Genomic DNA, 15,160 nt, shown 5'->3' with positions numbered 1-15,160 from the left:
TTGCTTACAGCAGGTGCTTGACGCCGTCCTGCTCGCCCTGCAGCTCGGCCAGGGTCTTGTTGATGCACTCCTGCGAGAAGGCATCAATCGGCAGATCCTTGACGATGGTGTACTTGCCGCCCTCGGTCGTGACCGGGAAGCCGAACACCACATCCTTGGGAATGCCGTATTCGCCGTTGGATGGGATGCCCATCGTGACCCACTTGCCGCCCGTGCCCAGAGCCCAGTCGTGCATGTGGTCGATGGCGGCGTTGGCGGCCGACGCAGCCGAGGACAGGCCGCGCGCAGCAATGATGGCCGCGCCGCGCTTGCCGACGGTGGGCAGGAACACGTTGGCGTTCCAGTCCTGGTCGTTGATCGCGTCCTTCACCGACTTGCCGTTGACCGTGGCGAAGCGGTAGTCGGCGTACATGGTGGGCGAGTGGTTGCCCCAGACGCACAGCTTCTCGATGTCGCCCACGGCCACGCCCATCTTGGTGGCGATCTGGCTGGCGGCGCGATTGTGATCCAGGCGCAGCATGGCGGTGAAATTCTCGCGCGGCAGGTCGGGCGCGCTCTTCATCGCGATGTAGGCGTTGGTGTTGGCGGGGTTGCCCACGACCAGCACCTTGACGTTGCGGCTGGCCACGGCGTTCAGCGCCTTGCCCTGGGCGGTGAAGATCTGGGCATTGGCAGCCAGCAGGTCGGAGCGCTCCATGCCGGGGCCGCGCGGGCGGGCACCGACCAGCAGCGCGTAATCGGTGTCCTTGAACGCGGTCATCGGATCAGAGTGGGCCTCGATGCCGGCCAGCAGCGGGAAGGCGCAGTCTTCCAGCTCCATGATCACGCCCTTGAGCGCGTTCTGCGCCTTTTCGTCCGGAATCTCGAGCAATTGCAGGATGACGGGCTGATCCGCACCCAGCATGGCACCGGAGGCAATGCGAAACAGCAGTGCATAACCAATTTGACCGGCAGCACCAGTGACTGCGACGCGGACGGGCTTCTTGCTCATAAAAGGGCTCCAAAAGGGCTAAAAAATCAGGTGCGAGGGGTGCATTCGCCGCCCTTGACAGGCAGCCCGACGCCCCGCAAACAGTCGTGTATTTTACGGTTGAATCGGGGTCTTGGTCAATTTATCTTATGTCTTATATAAGATATGATCGTCCACCAGGTACGCACTGCCCGGCAGCGCCCGCACCATCGCGAACACACCATGTCCAGCCTCCCACCCACCGCCACGCCCGCTGCTGCACGCACGCCTGCACCGGCCGCAGTCGCGCCGGCCTTCAGCCCGCTGTACCAGCAGATCAAGGGGCTGATACTGCGCAGCCTGCAGGAAGGCGAATGGAAGCCCGGCGAGTCCATTCCGAGCGAGATGGATCTGGCCGGGCGCTTTCGCGTCAGCCAGGGGACGGTGCGCAAGGCCATCGACGAGCTGGCGGCCGAAAACCTGGTGATACGCCGCCAGGGCAAGGGCACCTTCGTCGCCACCCACGCCGAGCACCAGGTGCAGTACCGCTTTCTCAAGCTGCTGCCCGACCAGGGCGACGCACGCGAAGAAGGCCCGGCCCAGCGTACCGTGCTCGAATGCCGCCGCGCGCGCGCCAGTGCCGACGTGGCCCGCGCCCTGGCGCTGCGCACCGGCGATACGGTCATCCTGGCGCGGCGCATTCTCGCGTTTGCCGGTGTGCCCACCATCCTGGAGGAATTGTGGCTGCCCGGCCAGGCCTTCAAGGGCCTGAGCGCCGAGCAGATGGCCAGCTACCAGGGGCCGACCTACGCGATGTTCGAGCTGGAATTCGGGGTGCGTATGGTGCGCGCCGACGAGAAAATCCGCGCGGTACTGCCCGATGCCGCCCAGGCGCAGTCGCTGGGCGTGAGCGAGACGACGCCGCTGCTGAGCGTCGAGCGCCTGGCCTACACCTACAACGACGCGCCCATGGAGCTACGCCGCGGCCTGTACCGCACCGACACGCATTACTACTTCAATGCCCTGAATTGACCCGTTTCTGATCCAGCGCAGCAGCCCCCGGCACGGCAAAGACCACAATACGGCGCCGCGCTTCGCTGCATTGCAATAGAATTTTGGGTTGTCTGCACCCGTTCCGATTACAACGCAGTTACATCAACGAAAGACCCACGACATGTCAGAGATCGCCAAAAAGCCGCGGCCCGAGTTCCGCAACCTGAACCTGTTCACCGATGTACGCACCTACCGCCTGCCGCTGGCGGCGCTGGTGTCCATCCTGCACCGCGTCAGCGGCATGCTGCTGTTCTTGCTGCTGCCGTTCATCGTCTGGCTGTTCGATACCTCGGTGTCCTCGGAGATCTCATTCGGCAAGTTCACCGCCGCCTTCAACGTGGGCCTGGGCATCCTGCCCGCCTGGTTCATCAAGCTGGTGGTACTGGCGCTGATCTGGGCCTACCTGCACCACCTGGCCGCTGGCGTGCGCCACCTGGTGCTGGACGTGACGCACCGCACCACCAAGGATTTCGGCCGCCACTCCGCAGTCGCCACGCTGGCGTTCAGCATCGTGCTGACGCTGATCCTGGGCGCCAAGCTGTTTGGCCTGTACTGATTCGTTGCATCCAAGGAGAACCATTCCATGTCGACTACTTACGGCTACAAACGCACCGTCGTCGGTGCCCACTACGGTTGGAAAGACTTCCTGGTGCAGCGCATCAGCGCGCTGCTGCTGGGCCTGTTCACCCTGCTGGTGCTGTGCCAGGTGCTGTTCAGCTCGGGCCCCATCGGCTACGACACCTGGTCGGGCATCTTCGCGCCGCAGTGGATGAAGGCGCTGACTTTCTCGGTCATCGTCGCGCTGATCTGGCACGCCTGGGTGGGCATCAACAGCATCTGGTACGACTACGCCAAGCCTGCGGGCCTGCGCCTGATCCTGCAGGCTTTGAGCGCCGTCTGGCTGGTCAGCTGCGGCGGCTGGGCCGTTCAGGTGCTGTGGCGCCTGTAACCCAAAGCACCGCCCGTCCACGATTTTTCAGATTCGATACCCCACCATGAGCTACACCAAAAAAGATATTGCTGTCCGCAAGTTCGACGTCGTGATCGTCGGCGCCGGCGGCTCGGGCATGCGCGCTGCGCTTGAACTCTCGCGCGCCGGCCTGTCCGTCGCCTGCCTGTCCAAGGTCTTCCCCACGCGCTCGCACACCGTCGCCGCCCAGGGCGGCGTGTCGGCCTCGCTCGGCAACATGAGCGAGGACAACTGGCACTATCATTTCTACGACACCATCAAGGGCGGCGACTGGCTGTCCGACCAGGACGCCGTCGAATTCATGTGTCGCGAGGCGCCCAACGTCGTGATCGAGCTGGAGCACTTCGGCATGCCGTTCGACCGCAACGCCGACGGCACCATCTACCAACGCCCCTTCGGCGGCCACACCGCCAACTACGGTGAGAAGCCGGTGCAGCGCGCCTGCGCCGCGGCCGACCGCACCGGCCACGCCATGCTGCACACGCTGTACCAGCAGAACGTGAAGACGCACACCAACTTCTTCGTCGAGTGGATGGCGCTGGATCTGCTGCGCAACACCCAGGGCGACGTGGTCGGCGTCACCGCGCTGGAGCTGGAGACCGGCGACCTGTACGAACTGCGCGCCAAGGCCGTGCTGCTGGCCACCGGGGGCGCGGGCCGCATCTTCGCCGCATCGACCAACGCCTTCATCAACACCGGCGACGGCCTGGGCATGGCCGCGCGCGCCGGCATCCCGCTGCAGGATCTGGAGTTCTGGCAGTTCCACCCCACCGGCGTGGCCGGCGCGGGCGTGCTGCTGACCGAGGGCTGCCGCGGCGAGGGCGCCATCCTGCTCAACAGCAACGGCGAGCGCTTCATGGAGCGCTACGCGCCCACCTTGAAGGATCTGGCGCCGCGCGACTTCGTCTCGCGCTCGATGGACCAGGAGATCAAGGAAGGCCGTGGCTGCGGCCCGAACAAGGACTACATCCTGATGAAGCTCGACCACCTGGGCGCCGAGACCATCCACAAGCGCCTGCCCTCGGTGGAGGAGATCGGCCACAACTTCGCCAACGTCGACATCACCAAGGAGCCGATCCCGGTCGTCCCCACCATCCACTACCAGATGGGCGGCGTCCCGACCAACATCCATGGCCAGGTCGTCACCTGGGACGGCGAGAAGAACAACGTCGTCAACGGCCTGTACGCCGTGGGCGAATGCGCCGCGGTGTCGGTGCACGGCGCCAACCGCCTGGGCACCAACTCGCTGCTGGATCTGCTGGTCTTCGGCAAGTCGGCGGGCAAGCACATCGTGCAGTTCGTCAAGGACTTCGGCGACCTGCACGAGGTGCCGGCCGACGCCTGCGACCGCACGCTGGCGCGCCTGAACGAGCTGGAGAACTCCAAGGACGGCATCTACGCCCAGGATCTGGCCAATGAAATCCGCCAGACCATGCAAGCGCATGCCGGCGTGTTCCGCACGCAAAAAGGCATGGACGAAGGCGTCGAGAAGATTGCCGCCATCCGCGAGCAAGTGGCCCAGGTCGCGCTCAAGGACAAGTCCAAGGTCTGGAACACCGCCCGCATGGAGGCGCTGGAAGTCGACAACATGATCGAAGTGGCGCAGGCGACGATGGTGTCGGCCGCCGCGCGCCACGAATGCCGCGGCGCCCACACCGTGGACGACTACGAGCACCCCGCCGACCACCCCACCGCGCCGCTGGGCCGCGACGACGTCAACTGGCTCAAGCACACGCTGTGGCACAGCGCCACCAACAGCCTGACCTACAAGCCGGTGACCATGAAGCCGCTGACGGTAGACAGCATCCCCCCGAAGGTGCGCACGTTCTGAAGCCCGCCCGTCCCACGAAAGAAATACACCATGCAACGCACTTTCAAGATCTACCGCTACGACCCGGACAAGGACGCCAAGCCCTACATGCAGACCATGCAGGTCGAGCTCGACGGCCATGAGCGCATGCTGCTGGACGCACTGCTCAAGCTCAAGAAGCAGGATCCGTCGCTGTCGTTTCGCCGCTCCTGCCGCGAAGGCGTGTGCGGCTCGGATGCGATGAACATCAACGGCAAGAACGGCCTGGCCTGCCTCACCAACATGAAGACGCTGCCCGGCGACATCGTTCTGCGCCCGCTGCCGGGCCTGCCGGTGATCCGCGACCTGATCGTGGACATGACGCAGTTCTTCAACCAGTACCACTCGATCAAGCCCTATCTGCAAAACGAAGAGCCGACGTCGCCCTCCAAGGAGCGCCTGCAGTCGCCCGAGGAGCGCGAGGAGCTCGATGGCCTGTACGAGTGCATTCTGTGCGCCAGCTGCTCCACCGCCTGCCCCAGCTTCTGGTGGAACCCGGACAAGTTCGTCGGCCCCGCCGGCCTGCTGCAGGCCTACCGCTTTATCGCCGACAGCCGCGACACCCACACCGGCGAGCGCCTCGATAACCTGGAAGACCCGTACCGGCTGTTCCGCTGCCACACCATCATGAACTGCGTGGACGTGTGCCCCAAGGGCCTCAAGCCCGCCGCCGCCATCAGCAAGATCAAGGAGCTGATGGTGCGCCGCGCCATCTGATGCACATGACCGCAGAGCAGCCGCTCGGCGAACGCGAGATCGCCATCCTGCGCTGGCGCAGCCGCCGTGGCCTGGTGGAGAACGACTTGTTCATCGAGCGTTTTTTCGACCGCCACGGCGCGCGGATCACGCCCAGCCAGGCCGACGCCATCACGACGTTGATGAACCTGGCGGACAACGACCTGCTGGACTTGCTGCTGCGACGCAGCGAGCCGGCAGGCGAGCTGGACACCGACACCGTCCGCACCGTGCTGGAGCTGCTGCGCGAACGCACCTGAGAGGTTGGAAAAATTCTCAACCTCTCAGCGCCCGGATCGGGTGTCCACTATTTACAGAGCAACCAACCCAAGGAATCAGCAAATGAAACTGGCAGACAACAAAGCGACGCTATCGTTCAGCAACGGCAAGCCCAGCGTGGAGCTTCCCGTATACCAGGGCAGCATCGGTCCGGACGTCATCGACATCCGCAAGTTGTATGGCCAGACGGGCATGTTCACCTACGATCCGGGTTTTCTGTCGACGGCATCGTGCCAGTCGGCCATCACCTACATCGACGGCGACAAGGGCGAGCTGCTGTACCGCGGCTACCCCATCGAGCAGCTGGCCACCCAGTGCGACTACCTGGACACCTGCTACCTGCTGCTCAACGGCGAGCTGCCCAACGACAGCCAGCGCAACGAATTCCACGGGTTGGTGCTCAAACACACCATGGTGCACGAGCAGATGCAGTTCTTTCTGCGCGGTTTTCGCCGTGACGCCCACCCGATGGCCGTGCTGACGGGCCTGATCGGCGCGCTGTCGGCCTTCTATCACGACAGCACCGACATCACCAACCCCAAGCACCGCGAGATCGCCGCCATCCGCCTGATCTCCAAGCTGCCCACGCTGGTGGCCATGGCCTACAAGTACGGCATGGGCCAGCCCTACATGTACCCGCGCAACGACCTGTCCTACGCCGGCAACTTCCTGCGCATGATGTTCGGCACGCCCTGCGAGGACTACGTGGTCAATCCCGTGATCGAGCGCGCGATGGACCGCATCTTCATCCTGCACGCCGACCACGAGCAGAACGCCTCCACCTCCACCGTGCGCCTGTGCGGCAGCTCGGGCACGAATCCGTTCGCGGCGATTGCCGCTGGCGTCGCCTGCCTGTGGGGCCCGGCCCACGGCGGCGCCAACGAAGCCTGCCTGAACATGCTCGAACACCTGCAGGCCAACGGCGGCGTCGCCAAGGTCGGCGAATTCATGGAACAGGTCAAGGACAAGAACAGCGGCGTCAAGCTGATGGGCTTTGGCCACCGCGTCTACAAGAACTACGACCCGCGCGCCAAGCTGATGCAGGAGACCTGCAACGAGGTTCTGGCCGAACTGGGCCTGGAAAAAGACCCGCTGTTCGCGCTGGCCAAGCAGGTCGAGAAGATCGCGCTGGAAGACGAATACTTCGTCGAGCGCAAGCTCTACCCGAACGTGGACTTCTACTCCGGCATCGTGCAGCGTGCCATCGGCATTCCGGTCAGCCTGTTCACCGGCGTGTTCGCGCTGGCGCGCACCGTCGGCTGGATCGCCCAGCTCAACGAAATGCTGGCCGACCCCGAGTACAAGATCGGCCGCCCGCGCCAGCTGTTCACCGGCTCGCCGCGCCGCGACATCGCATAATTCCGTTTCTATATCGATCGAGTACGCGAAGGCGAAGCGCAGACAGTGCTATAGCACGACAAGCGAAGCCGACAAAGTAATCGGTTGATATGGAAATGGAATAACACTCTGGTTCGCGCTACCCCCAATGCCCGCAGGCACCCGCCTGCGGGCTTTTTCGTCTCTTGCCGCCCGCATGCGCGCCATGGCCTACAGTGCAGGGTTGATTGAATAGGAGAGAGCAATGAAATCGCGCGCCGCCGTGGCCTTCAAGGCCGGAGAACCCCTGCAAATCGTCGAGATCGACGTCGCTCCGCCGCAAAAAGGCGAGGTACTGGTCAGGATCACCCACACCGGTGTGTGCCACACCGACGCCTTCACCCTCTCGGGCGACGACCCCGAAGGCGTTTTCCCCGCAGTGCTCGGCCATGAGGGCGCAGGCATCGTCGTCGAAGTGGGTGAAGGCGTGACCAGCGTGAAGCCCGGCGACCACGTCATTCCGCTGTACACCGCCGAATGCGGCGAATGCCTGTTCTGCAAGAGCGGCAAAACCAATCTATGCGTGTCCGTGCGCGCCACCCAGGGCAAGGGCGTGATGCCCGACGGCACGACGCGCTTCTCCTACAACGGCCAGCCCATCTACCACTACATGGGCTGCTCGACGTTTTCTGAATACACCGTCGTCGCCGAGGTGTCGCTCGCCAAGGTCGACCCACAGGCCAACCCCGAGCAGGTGTGCCTGCTGGGCTGCGGCGTCACCACCGGCCTGGGCGCGGTCAAGAACACTGCCAAGGTACAGGAAGGCGACAGCGTGGCCGTGTTCGGCCTGGGCGGCATCGGCCTGGCGGTGATCCAGGGCGCAAAGCTTGCCAAGGCCGGGCGCATCATTGCCGTCGACACCAATCCGGGCAAGTTCGACCTGGCCCGCACTTTTGGTGCAACCGACTGCGTCAACCCCAAGGATTTCGAGCAGCCGATCCAGCAGGTCATCGTCGAGATGACCGGCTGGGGCGTGGATCACAGCTTCGAGTGCATTGGTAACGTCAACGTGATGCGCGCCGCGCTGGAGTGCGCGCACCGCGGCTGGGGCCAGAGCGTCATCATCGGCGTGGCAGGCAGCGGCCAGGAGATCAGCACCCGCCCGTTCCAGCTCGTCACCGGCCGGCGCTGGCTGGGCACGGCCTTTGGCGGCGTCAAGGGCCGCAGCGAGCTGCCCGGCATGGTGCAAGACGCGATGAGCGGCAAGATCCAGCTGGCACCCTTCGTCACCCACACCATGGGGCTGGCCGACATCAACCAGGCCTTCGACCTGATGCACGCGGGCAAATCGATTCGCTCGGTCGTCCACTACGCACCGTGACCGCCATGAAGAAAGACCACCCCCTGACCCTGCGCAGCGCCCACGCCTGTTTTGGCGGCGCGCAGCGCTATTACGAGCACGCGAGCAGCACCATTGGCCTGCCCATGCGTTTTTCCGTCTACCTGCCGCCCACAGCCGTCGCCGCGCAGGCGCACAAGGTGCCGGCCCTGGTCTACCTGGCGGGCCTGACCTGTACCGAAGAGACCTTCATGACCAAGGCCGGCGCCCAGCGGCTGGCCAGCCAGCTGGGCCTGGCGCTGATCGCGCCCGACACCAGCCCGCGCGGCGCAGGCATCGAGGGCGAGGCCGACAACTGGGACTTTGGCGTCGGCGCGGGCTTCTACCTGGACGCGACGCAGGCGCCCTGGTCACGCCATTGGCGCATGGAAAGCTATCTGATCGACGAGCTGCTGCCGCTGCTGGGCCAGTACCTGCCCATCGACACCACGCGGCTGGGCCTGTGCGGCCACAGCATGGGCGGGCACGGCGCGCTGACTCTGGCGCTGCGCCACCCCGGCGTGTTCGCCAGCCTGTCGGCGTTCGCACCGATCAGCCACCCCAGCCAGTGCCCCTGGGGGCGCAACGCCTTCCAGCGCTACCTGGGCGACGACCCGGTGCGCTGGGCCATGCACGACGCTACGCTGCTGATGCGCCAGCAGGAGCGCGCGCCCTACCCCGCCGGCATCCTGGTCGACCAGGGCCTGGCCGACCAGTTCCTGCACGACAACCAGTTGCAACCCGACGCGCTGGAGGCCGCCTGCGCCGCCGCCAGCCAGCCGCTGACGCTGCGCCGCCACGCCGGCTACGACCACGGCTACTACTTCATCCAGACCTTCATGGATGACCATCTGCGCCACCACGCACGGCAGGTAGGAGCGTAAAACTCTGGAAAACACCTTGAGAACACCTGACTACCCCAGCGCCGACGGACCCCGATGGGCCGCCGTGGATGCATATTTCTCCGACCTCCTGGCGCCGCAAGACAATGCGCTGAGGCACGCGCTGGCCGCAAATGCTGCGGCAGGCCTGCCAGCGCACGATGTTTCCGCCGTCCAGGGGAAATTCTTGGCCATCTTGGTTCAATTGACCAGGGCCAGGCAGGTGCTAGAAATCGGCACGTTAGGCGGCTACAGCACGATCTGGATGGCTCGTGCCCTACCCGCCGGGGGCTTGGTGACATCGATCGAGCGGGAGCCGACCCGGGCAAAAGTGGCGATCGCGAACTGCACCGCTGCCGGGTGCGCTGACAAGGTGGAGATTCGCACGGGAGAGGCGTCCGACGTGCTGTGCTCGCTCCAGGGACCATTCGATCTCGTCTTTATTGATGCCGACAAGCCAAACAACCCCGTCTATCTCGAACAGGTCTTGAAGCTCGTACGCCCGGGGTCGGTGATCGTTGGAGACAACGTTGTCCGAGGAGGCGCCGTGGTCAATGACACAAGCTCCGACCCGAATGTCTTGGGCGTCCGACGCTTTACCAACATGCTGTCTGCCAATCCCAGGCTGGACAGCACCGCGCTCCAGACAGTCGGTGAAAAGGGATGGGACGGTTTCACGATTTCAATCGTCACAGCGTAGATATTCAGCCCCTGGAGATCAGCATCAGAACAACACGCCCTGCCCCTGCTGCCCTGACGGCGCAGGCGGGCGAAACTGCGTGGCATCCAGCGGTGGGCGTTCGCGCACCAGGCCCAGCTGGCGGCAGGCGTGCTCGAAACGCTGGCGCAGCAGATCTGCCCATAGCCCCTGGCCCTTCATGCGCGTGGCGCGGTTGCTGTCGTATACGCGACCTGCCTTGCGCTGATCCGCATCGACGCCATGCAAATCCTGGATGCGCGCCAGCACGCGCGCGGCGCGCTCCGGGTAGTGCTGCTGCAGCCACTGACGCATCAGGCCATTGAGCTCCCAGGGCAGGCGTACCACGCTGTAGAACGCGCTGCTGGCGCCCGCCTCGCGCGCGGCGGCCAGCACCTGCTCCATGTCTTCGGTGATGAAGGGGATTTGCGGCGCCACGCTCACGCCCACGGCAATACCCGCCTGCGCCAGCCGGCGGATGGTCAGCAGCCGCCGGTGCGGCGCGGCGGCGCGCGGCTCCAGCACCCGCGCCAGGCGCGCGTCCAGCGTGGTGATCGTCAGGTTCACCGCCACCAGGCGCGCCTGGGCCAGCGGCGCCAGCAGATCGATGTCGCGCTCCACGCCGCTGCCCTTGGTGATGATGGCAAACGGGTGGCGCGCCTGGGCCAGCACCTCGATCAGCGCGCGCGTGAGCCCCAGCTGACGCTCGATGGGCTGGTAGGCGTCGGTGGCTGATCCGATATTGATCACGCTGGGGCGGTAGGCCGGCCGCGCAAGCTCGGCGCGCAGCAGTGCCGCGACGTTGCGCTTGGCGATCAGCCGGGTTTCAAAATCCAGCCCGGGCGAAAGATTCAAATAGCTGTGCGTGACGCGCGCATAGCAGTAGATGCAGCCGTGCTCGCAGCCGCGGTAGGGGTTGACCGCCTGGTCGAAGAAGATGTCGGGCGAATCGTTGCGCGTGAGCGCACTACGCGCTTCTTCCCACACCCATTGGGTTCGGGGCGCGGGCGCCGCGTCCTGCGCCGCCGCGCCATCGCCCCAGCCGTCGTCGAACGCCTCGCGCGCCCAGGCCTCGAAACGGTGGGGTATGCGGCACGCAGCGCCCCGCCCCTTGATGGGCGCCTCGGCGTCGCTGTTGATCGTGCGATGGATTGGCGTCATAACTGTATGAATATACAGTTTTCTAATTTTGTTGTCTGCTGGTGGCAGCGGGAATGCTTGGAAAAATCAGCACAATCCCCGATAATCCGAGACGCTGCGCCAGCTTGGCGCCAACCACTTGCCTAGGCCCGGACAACTCCGTTGCCCGGGCTTTCGTCCGTTTGCAACGGAAGCCGCACCCCATTGAAGGCCCCGGCGGGACGCTGGCCGCACACACTGCGCCACTCCAGCCGGGCCCAGACCAAAGGCGGCCTCCCTTCGCCGGACAGCCAGAATTACCAAGGAAACCTGACCATGTTGCGCAAACCCGCCATCACCCTGTCGACCCTGGACGTCGACCGTATCGAAGCCCTGCTGGAGAAGCAAACCGCCGACTTTCCTGGTCGTGAGGCGCTGGAGGCCGAGCTGCTGCGCGCCGACATCCAGGAGCCCAAGGACATGCCAGCCAACGTGGTGACGATGAACTCCACGGTGCGCTTCACGCTGATCGAAAGCGGCAAGACCAATACGCTCACGCTGGTCTACCCCAAGGAAGTGGATGGATCCGGCGACAAGGTATCGATCTTCGCGCCCGTGGGCATTGCCCTGCTGGGCCTGAGCGTGGGCGACGAGTTTGAGATGCCCAACCCCACGGGCCAGGTGACGGTGCGCGTGGACGCGATCACCTTCCAACCCGAGAGCGCTGGCGAGTTGCACCGCTGACCGAAGACTTCGCCTCCAAAACAACAAAGGCAGCCTCGGCTGCCTTTGTTGTTTTAGCTGCGGCTCAGCGCGCGCGGGATCAGGCGACCGCCAGGTCGGCCTGCTCTGCCAGGCCCAGGCGCTCACGGGCCTGCTGGTATTCGCGGCGCAGGCGCGCGACCAGCTCGGCTGCCCCGGTGACGGCATCGACCGCGCCAATGCCCTGGCCGCAGCCCCAGATGTCCTTCCAGGCCTTGGTGGCACCGCCGCCGAAATTCATCTTGCTCGGGTCGGACTCGGGCAGCTTGTCGGGATCGAGGCCAGCCGCACGAATCGACGGCGCCAGGTAGTTGCCATGCACGCCGGTGAATAAATTGCTGTAGACGATGTCGTCGGACGTGGCGTCGACGATGGCCTGCTTGTAGGCGTCGCTGGCGCGCGCCTCGTGCGTGGCGATGAAGGCCGAGCCGATGTAGGCGAAGTCCGCCCCCATGGCCTGCGCGGCCAGCACGCCGCCGCCGGTGGCGATGGCCCCGGACAGCGCCAGCGGGCCATCGAACCACTGGCGGATTTCCTGGATCAGTGCAAACGGGCTCTTCACGCCCGCGTGGCCGCCAGCGCCGGCGGCTACCGCAATCAGGCCGTCGGCGCCCTTTTCTATGGCTTTCCGGGAGAATTTGTTGTTGATCACGTCATGCAGCACCACGCCGCCCCAGCCGTGGACGGCCTGATTGACGTCCTCGCGCGCGCCCAGGCTGGTGATGACGATCGGCACCTTGTACTTGGCGCAGACCTGCATGTCGTGCTCCAGCCGGTCGTTGCTCTTGTGCACGATCTGGTTGATGGCGAACGGCGCCGACGGACGCTCGGGGTGGGCCTTGTCCCAGGCGGCCAGGGTCTCGGTGATCTCGGCCAGCCAGTCGTCAAGCAGTTCGGCCGGGCGGGCGTTGAGCGCCGGCATCGCGCCGACGATACCGGCCTGGCACTGGGCGATGACGAGCTGGGGGTTGCTGATGATGAACAGTGGCGAGCCGATCACCGGCAGCGTGGGCCGGCGCAGAACGGGTGGCAGAGCCATGGGACGGTCTCCTTGGAATGGGATGGGTGTGGGCGGCAGCTTCGCAGCCCGCACCCGGGGGTCAAAACACGATGCGCAGGAACCGCTCAGAACGCATCCAGCGCCAGCGCACAGGCGCTGTCGCCCCCGAGCACAACAGCGTCGCGCAGGCCATGCACCCGCACCAGGATGTGCTCGGCGTAGAAATGCGCCGTCGCGATCTTCGCCTGCATGAAAGCCACGTCCTGTCCCTTGGCCGACAGTTGCTGCGCCACCAGCAGAGCACGCGCCATCTGCCAGCCGGCCACCAGCATGCCCGACAGCATCAGATAGGGCACGCTGCCGGCAAACACGGCGTTGGGCTGGCTCCTGGTCTGGGTGGCAACGAAATCAACCACCTCTACAAAGGCAGCGCGCGCACGCGCCAGCTCACGCGCCATGGCCTGCGCGGCCGGAGTTCCGCTGGCCAGCAGTTCACCCTCGGTCTTTTCGATTCGCGCGGCCACCGCCTTGGCCATCTGGCCGCCGTCGCGCGCGGTCTTGCGCCCGACCAGGTCGTTGGCCTGGATCGCGGTCGTGCCTTCGTAGATGGTAAGAATGCGCGCGTCGCGGTAGTGCTGGGCAGCGCCGGTCTCTTCGATGAAGCCCATGCCGCCATGCACCTGCACGCCCAGGCTGGTGGCTTCCTGGCTCATCTCGGTGCTGTAGCCCTTGACCAGCGGCACCAGGAATTCATAGAAGGCCGCGCTGTCCTTGGCGATCTGCGCATCGGGATGGTGATGCGCCGCATCGTAGGCTGCAGCGGCGACACTGGCCATTGCGCGGCAGGCCTCGATCTGGCTGCGCATCGTCATCAGCATGCGGCGCACGTCCGGATGGTGAACGATGGTGGAGCTGGCGCTGCTGCTGCCGTCGACCGGGCGGCTTTGCACCCGCTCGCGCGCATAGGCCACGGCCTGCTGGTAGGCGCGCTCGGCCACCGCAATACCCTGCACGCCCACGCCGTAGCGCGCTGCGTTCATCATGATGAACATGTATTCGAGGCCGCGGTTCTCTTCGCCCACAAGGTAACCGACGGCGCCGCCCTGGTCGCCGAATTGCAGCACGGCTGTGGGGCTGGCCTTGATGCCCAGCTTGTGCTCAATGGAGACGCAGTGCACATCGTTCCTCGCGCCCAGGCTGCCATCCGGGTTCACCAGGAATTTGGGCACGACGAACAGGCTGATGCCTTTGACGCCCTCGGGCGCGCCGGCCACGCGCGCCAATACCAGATGGACGATGTTCTCGGCCATGTCGTGCTCGCCGTAGGTGATGAAGATCTTGGTGCCGAAGAGCTTGTAGGTGCCGCCCTTCTGCGACTCGGCGCGGGTGCGCACCAGCGACAGATCCGAGCCCGCCTGCGGCTCGGTCAAGTTCATCGTGCCGGTCCACTCGCCCGACACGAGCTTCTCCAGGTAGGTGGCCTTGAGTGCGTCGCTGCCGGCGATCAGGAGCGCCTCGATCGCGCCGTCGGTCAGCAGCGGGCACAGGGCAAAACTCAGGTTGGCGCCGTGCAGCACCTCGCCGCAGGCCGCGCCGATCGTCTTGGGCAGGCCCTGGCCGCCAAAATCAGCCGGGTGCTGCAACCCTTGCCAACCGCCTTCGGTGAACTGGCGGTAGGCCTGCTTGAAACCCTCGGTCGTCGTGACCACGCCGTCTTGAAAGGACGAGGGGTGCTCGTCGCCCACGCGGTTGAGCGGCGCGATCACGTCCTGGTTGAAGCGGGCGCACTCTTCGAGCACAGCGGCGGCCGTGTCCAGGCCGGCGTCTTCAAAACCGGGCAGTTGCGCAACCTGGTCAATCTGTGCCAGGTGTTCGATGGCAAACAGCAAATCCTTGACGGGGGCGGTATAGCTCATGGGGCTCTCCAACGGGGATCGGGAAATCGGATGAAAAAAAGGCATCGCGCACGATGCCTTGGCTGCTGTGCAGATTCTTACAGGGCCTTGACCAGTTCCGGCACGGCCGCAAACAAATCCGCCTCCAGCCCATAGTCGGCCACGCCAAAGATCGGCGCCTCCGCGTCCTTGTTGATCGCAACGATCACCTTGCTGTCCTTCATCCCCGCCAGGTGCTGGATCGCACCCGAGATGCCGCAGGCAATGTACAGCTGG

General features: G+C 65.2%; 16 protein-coding genes. 11 read left to right on the top strand and 5 right to left on the bottom strand.

Translation table 11 applies throughout. The features are described from left to right. Positions 1-4: 4 nt before the first annotated feature. Positions 5-991: a malate dehydrogenase gene (locus tag ABD767_RS06655; protein WP_103043773.1), complete on the bottom strand. Its 987-nt coding sequence runs from the start codon at positions 989-991 to the stop codon at positions 5-7. Between the two features lie 201 nt (positions 992-1,192). Here ABD767_RS06655 and ABD767_RS06650 point away from each other — a divergent pair, with 201 nt between their 5' ends. The 10 genes from ABD767_RS06650 (at position 1,193) to ABD767_RS06605 (ending at position 10,111) form a co-directional block, all read left to right on the top strand. Then, on the top strand, positions 1,193-1,981 hold the full coding sequence (locus ABD767_RS06650) for a UTRA domain-containing protein (RefSeq protein ID WP_103043821.1): 789 nt from the start codon (positions 1,193-1,195) through the stop codon (positions 1,979-1,981). A 142-nt stretch (positions 1,982-2,123) separates the two neighbouring features. Further along, positions 2,124-2,558: a succinate dehydrogenase, cytochrome b556 subunit gene (gene sdhC / locus ABD767_RS06645; RefSeq protein WP_103043772.1), complete on the top strand. Its 435-nt coding sequence runs from the start codon at positions 2,124-2,126 to the stop codon at positions 2,556-2,558. A 27-nt stretch (positions 2,559-2,585) separates the two neighbouring features. Then, positions 2,586-2,951, top strand: coding sequence for a succinate dehydrogenase, hydrophobic membrane anchor protein (gene sdhD, locus ABD767_RS06640; RefSeq protein ID WP_103043771.1), 366 nt, complete (start codon positions 2,586-2,588; stop codon positions 2,949-2,951). Between the two features lie 46 nt (positions 2,952-2,997). Then, positions 2,998-4,803 carry a succinate dehydrogenase flavoprotein subunit gene (sdhA, locus tag ABD767_RS06635; protein WP_103043770.1) on the top strand — a complete coding sequence of 602 codons (1,806 nt, stop codon included), beginning with the start codon at positions 2,998-3,000 and terminating at the stop codon, positions 4,801-4,803. A gap of 30 nt (positions 4,804-4,833) precedes the next feature. Next, the gene (locus tag ABD767_RS06630) at positions 4,834-5,538 is read left to right on the top strand and encodes a succinate dehydrogenase iron-sulfur subunit (RefSeq protein ID WP_103043769.1); all 705 of its coding nucleotides are present in this window, start codon (positions 4,834-4,836) and stop codon (positions 5,536-5,538) included. Between the two features lie 5 nt (positions 5,539-5,543). After that, positions 5,544-5,816, top strand: a complete 273-nt coding sequence (locus ABD767_RS06625) for an FAD assembly factor SdhE (RefSeq protein ID WP_425549904.1) — start codon at positions 5,544-5,546, stop codon at positions 5,814-5,816. An 82-nt stretch (positions 5,817-5,898) separates the two neighbouring features. After that, positions 5,899-7,194 (top strand): citrate synthase, encoded by a 1,296-nt coding sequence (locus tag ABD767_RS06620; protein WP_103043767.1) that lies wholly within the window; start codon positions 5,899-5,901, stop codon positions 7,192-7,194. A gap of 223 nt (positions 7,195-7,417) precedes the next feature. Beyond that, positions 7,418-8,533 carry an S-(hydroxymethyl)glutathione dehydrogenase/class III alcohol dehydrogenase gene (locus tag ABD767_RS06615; RefSeq protein ID WP_103046449.1) on the top strand — a complete coding sequence of 372 codons (1,116 nt, stop codon included), beginning with the start codon at positions 7,418-7,420 and terminating at the stop codon, positions 8,531-8,533. A 5-nt stretch (positions 8,534-8,538) separates the two neighbouring features. Then, positions 8,539-9,414, top strand: coding sequence for an S-formylglutathione hydrolase (gene fghA, locus ABD767_RS06610; protein ID WP_103046450.1), 876 nt, complete (start codon positions 8,539-8,541; stop codon positions 9,412-9,414). 16 nt (positions 9,415-9,430) lie between these two features. Continuing rightward, positions 9,431-10,111: a class I SAM-dependent methyltransferase gene (locus ABD767_RS06605; RefSeq protein WP_103046451.1), complete on the top strand. Its 681-nt coding sequence runs from the start codon at positions 9,431-9,433 to the stop codon at positions 10,109-10,111. Positions 10,112-10,135: 24 nt separating this feature from the next. Here the strand turns inward: ABD767_RS06605 and ABD767_RS06600 are convergent, their stop codons facing one another. After that, positions 10,136-11,269, bottom strand: coding sequence for a PA0069 family radical SAM protein (locus ABD767_RS06600; protein WP_103046452.1), 1,134 nt, complete (start codon positions 11,267-11,269; stop codon positions 10,136-10,138). Positions 11,270-11,563: 294 nt separating this feature from the next. Here ABD767_RS06600 and rnk point away from each other — a divergent pair, with 294 nt between their 5' ends. Beyond that, positions 11,564-11,971, top strand: coding sequence for a nucleoside diphosphate kinase regulator (gene rnk / locus ABD767_RS06595; protein ID WP_103046453.1), 408 nt, complete (start codon positions 11,564-11,566; stop codon positions 11,969-11,971). Between the two features lie 79 nt (positions 11,972-12,050). On the opposite strand, the gene ABD767_RS06590 is transcribed toward rnk, so the two are convergent. The 3 genes from ABD767_RS06590 to ABD767_RS06580 form a co-directional block, all read right to left on the bottom strand. Then, positions 12,051-13,028 carry a nitronate monooxygenase gene (locus tag ABD767_RS06590; protein ID WP_103046454.1) on the bottom strand — a complete coding sequence of 326 codons (978 nt, stop codon included), beginning with the start codon at positions 13,026-13,028 and terminating at the stop codon, positions 12,051-12,053. An 86-nt stretch (positions 13,029-13,114) separates the two neighbouring features. After that, on the bottom strand, positions 13,115-14,905 hold the full coding sequence (locus ABD767_RS06585; RefSeq protein ID WP_344868888.1) for an acyl-CoA dehydrogenase: 1,791 nt from the start codon (positions 14,903-14,905) through the stop codon (positions 13,115-13,117). Positions 14,906-14,982: 77 nt separating this feature from the next. Next, the coding region (locus ABD767_RS06580) for an FAD-binding protein (protein ID WP_344869006.1) at positions 14,983-15,160 on the bottom strand (178 nt) is incomplete at its 5' end.

This window comes from Comamonas faecalis (assembly GCF_039538025.1).
GTDB lineage: Bacteria > Pseudomonadota > Gammaproteobacteria > Burkholderiales > Burkholderiaceae_C > Comamonas_C > Comamonas_C faecalis.
This window is presented reverse-complemented; position numbering and strand designations above follow the sequence as displayed.